Below are 3,791 nucleotides of genomic sequence, written 5' to 3'. Positions count from 1 at the left end.
GCGTGGTGCAGTTCGCAACCTGCATATTGTCTTCAGCGCAGAGCTGCAGATAACGCTCGAGGCGGGCAGAGGAATGTTCTGGCCCCTGACCTTCATAGCCATGCGGGAGCAGCATCACGAGGCCCGACATGCGTAGCCATTTGCGCTCGCCAGACGAGATGAACTGGTCGATCACCACCTGCGCGCCATTGGCGAAGTCACCGAACTGAGCTTCCCAAAGCGTCAACGCATTTGGTTCGGCAAGGCTGTAGCCATATTCGAAGCCGAGCACCGCCGCTTCCGAGAGCATGGAGTTGATGACCTCATACTCCGCCTGCGTCTCCGAGATATTGTTCAGCGGCACATAACGTTCTTCCGTGAGCTGATCGTTGAGCACGGAGTGACGCTGCACGAAGGTGCCGCGCTCGGAATCCTGACCCGAGAGGCGGACCTTGTAGCCCTCTTCAACCAGCGAGCCAAAAGCAAGCGCCTCCGCTGTTGACCAGTCAATATTCTCGCCGGACTCGATCGCCTTGCGCCGGTTTTCGATGAAGCGCTGAACCGTCTTGTGAACATTGAAGCCTTCGGGCACTTCGGTGATCTTGCGGCCGATCTCCTTCAGCTTCTCGATCTCGACAGCCGTTTCGCCGCGGCGCGCCTCGCCCTCGGCGCGGCCAAGTCCCGCCCAGCGCCCGTCAAGCCAGTCGGCCTTGTTCGGACGGAAGGTGCTCGCCGCCTCGAACTCTTCCTCAAGCAGCGCGCGGAATGCGGCAATGCGCTCTTCCACTTCTTCCGCGGTGATGAGGCCCGCTTCCACAAGACGTGACGTGTAGATCTGCAGCGTCGTCGGATGATCCTTGATCTTCTCGTACATGAGCGGCTGCGTCATGCTCGGATCATCGCCTTCGTTATGGCCGAAGCGGCGATAGCAGAACATGTCAATCACGACCGGACGGTTGAAGCGCTGACGGAACTCCGTCGCAATCTTCGCCGCATGAACAACCGCTTCCGGGTCGTCGCCATTCACATGGAAGATCGGCGCCTGCACCATCTTCGCCACATCGGAGGGATAGGGCGAGGAGCGGCTATGGATCGGGCTCGTGGTGAAGCCGATCTGGTTGTTGATGATGAAATGAATCGAGCCGCCCGTGCGGTGCCCCTTCAGATCGGACAGGCCGAGACATTCGGCCACGATGCCCTGACCCGCAAAGGCAGCATCGCCGTGAATGAGCAGCGGAATGACACTCTTGCGCTGGCGGTCCTTGTGCTGGTCCTGCTTCGCGCGCGCCTTGCCCAGCACCACCGGGTCAACGATCTCGAGGTGAGACGGGTTCGCGGTCAGCGACAGGTGAACCTTGTTGCCATCGAACTCGCGATCCGATGACGCGCCGAGGTGATATTTCACGTCGCCCGAACCATCCACATCTTCCGGCGTGGAAGAACCACCCTTGAATTCGTGGAAGACCGCGCGGAACGGCTTCGACATCACATTGGTGAGCACGTTGAGGCGGCCGCGATGCGCCATGCCGAGCACGATTTCCTTCGCACCCAGCGCGCCACCGCGCTTGATGATCTGCTCAAGCGCCGGAATGATCGCTTCCGCGCCATCAAGGCCGAACCGCTTGGTGCCAACATATTTGACACCGCAGAACTTCTCGAAGCCTTCCGCCTGGATAAGCTTGTCGAGAATGGCCGAGCGGCCCATGTCGGTGAAGGCAATTTCCTTGTCCGGCCCTTCAATGCGTTCCTGAATCCAGGCCTTCTCTTCCGGGTCGCCGATATGCATGAACTCGACAGCAAGCGTGCCGCAATAGGTACGCCGCAGAATGTCGAGCATCTCACGCACGGTCGCCGTTTCGAGGCCGAGCACATTGTCGATGAAGATCGGCCGGTCGAGATCGTTCGGCCCGAAGCCATAGCTTTCAGGCTGAAGCTCCGGGTGCTGCGACTTCGGACGCAGACGCAGCGGATCGATATCTGCATCGAGGTGGCCGCGAATACGGTAGGCGCGAATCATCATCAGCGCGCGGACGGAATCGAGCGTCGCCGCGCGGATTTCTTCCTGTGTGGCACCGGGTGAGCGCTGTTCGATGCGGCTTCTGACCTTCGCCTCATTCGGCATGTCAGCGCCCCAGTTTCCGTCGAGCGCGGCAACAAGCTCGCCGCTCTCCTGCGGCGGCCAGTCGGAACGCCGCCAGGACGCGCCCTGCACGGCCTTGCGCACGGCCTCGCCGTCATCGCCCAGTTCGTCGAAGAAAGTCCGCCATTCCGGCCCGACCGACTGAGGGTCTTCCTGATAGCGCGCCTGAAGCTCTTCCACGAAGGCCGCGTTGGCGCCATAGAGGAAGGATGTCCGCTCAAGGCGGTCATTCGCACCGTCATTGCTCATCGGGTCGGATCCATTGAACTTGGGGGCGGGCGGAGCCGCTTCCGGAAGAACTGTATCGTCGGAAAGGAAGTCGTTGGGCGTCACCTGCCCGCCCGTCGCCTTGTAGATGGCGTCGAGCGTCTGCCATTCGGGGCGCCTCTGGCCGTTCATGCAGCGGGTGACGGTGGAAACGGACACGCCAAGCTGCTCTGCAAAGGCACTTGCCGTTAAATTATTCGATTCGAGCCAGTCAGCGAGTTTCATGGCAACCATATTGCCACATGGGCAAGTGAGGGTCAAACGAGGTTTGCCTTGAGGGCACAGACCGGAATTGCTCCAACCTGAACCGCAAACCCTTTGGAATTGCTAGATAATATAGGAAGCAGTTTCAGGGTTAACAGACCCGGAGTGGTATGTTGGCGCTGAAACGGCCCCTTTTCGCGGTCAATCACCCCCGGAATCAAACAGGGCTCCCGGATTATCCGGAAGCCCTGTGAAATTTGGATGAAAGACCGGCGAAAAATCGGTCCTTCCGATGGCCTCAGCCCTTGAGCACCTCGACCAGCGTGGTGCCGAGGGCGGAAGGCGAGTTGGCGACGGTGATGCCGGCCGAGCGCATGGCTTCCATCTTGTCGCCCGCACCGCCCTTGCCGCCCGCGATGATCGCGCCGGCATGACCCATTCGGCGGCCCGGGGGGGCCGTAACGCCGGCAATGAAGCCCACAACCGGCTTCTTCACCTTGGACGCCTTCAGGAACTCAGCCGCCTCTTCTTCGGCAGAACCGCCGATTTCACCGATCATGATGATCGAATGGGTATCGGGGTCGCCAAGGAACATCTCGAGGCAGTCGATGAAGTTGGTGCCATTGACCGGGTCGCCACCAATGCCGATGCAGGTGGACTGGCCAAGGCCCGCCGCCGTGGTCTGGGCAACCGCTTCATAGGTGAGCGTGCCCGAGCGCGACACGATGCCGACAGAGCCCGGCTTGTGGATATGGCCCGGCATGATGCCGATCTTGCACTGGCCCGGCGTGATGACGCCCGGGCAGTTCGGACCGACAAGGCGCGTCCTGGAGCCGGACAGCGCGCGCTTCACCTTCACCATATCGAGCACCGGAATGCCCTCGGTGATGCAGACGGCAAGCTCGATGCCCGCATCAATCGCTTCAAGGATCGCGTCAGCTGCAAAGGGCGGCGGCACATAGATGGCGGACGCCGTAGCGCCCGTCTTTTCGACGGCTTCTGCCACCGTGTCGAAAACCGGCAGGTCGAGATGCTTCGTGCCGCCCTTGCCGGGGCTCACGCCACCAACCATTTTCGTGCCATAGGCAATCGCCTGTTCCGAATGGAACGTACCCTGATTACCCGTGAAGCCCTGGCAGATGACCTTGGTGTTCTTGTCAACGAGAACGGACATTATGCGGCCTCCTTCACGGCCTTGACG

Annotated in this window: 2 protein-coding genes; both read right to left on the bottom strand. The window is 60.9% G+C overall.

The features are described 5' to 3' along the window. Positions 1-2,611, bottom strand: a 2,611-nt coding sequence (locus tag WBF74_RS02710) for a 2-oxoglutarate dehydrogenase E1 component (RefSeq protein WP_424434797.1), incomplete at its 3' end; no start/stop codon positions are given. A gap of 277 nt (positions 2,612-2,888) precedes the next feature. Then, positions 2,889-3,764: a succinate--CoA ligase subunit alpha gene (gene sucD / locus WBF74_RS02705; protein WP_424434794.1), complete on the bottom strand. Its 876-nt coding sequence runs from the start codon at positions 3,762-3,764 to the stop codon at positions 2,889-2,891. Positions 3,765-3,791: the final 27 nt, after the last annotated feature.

This window comes from Parvibaculum sp. (genome assembly GCF_049672805.1).
Classification (GTDB): domain Bacteria; phylum Pseudomonadota; class Alphaproteobacteria; order Parvibaculales; family Parvibaculaceae; genus Parvibaculum.
This window is presented reverse-complemented; position numbering and strand designations above follow the sequence as displayed.

Bases quoted from the DNA above. Each gene is read 5' to 3' on its own strand.
- sucD (WP_424434794.1), bottom strand. From the start codon at position 3,764: ATGTCCGTTCTCGTTGACAAGAACACCAAGGTCATCTGCCAGGGCTTC.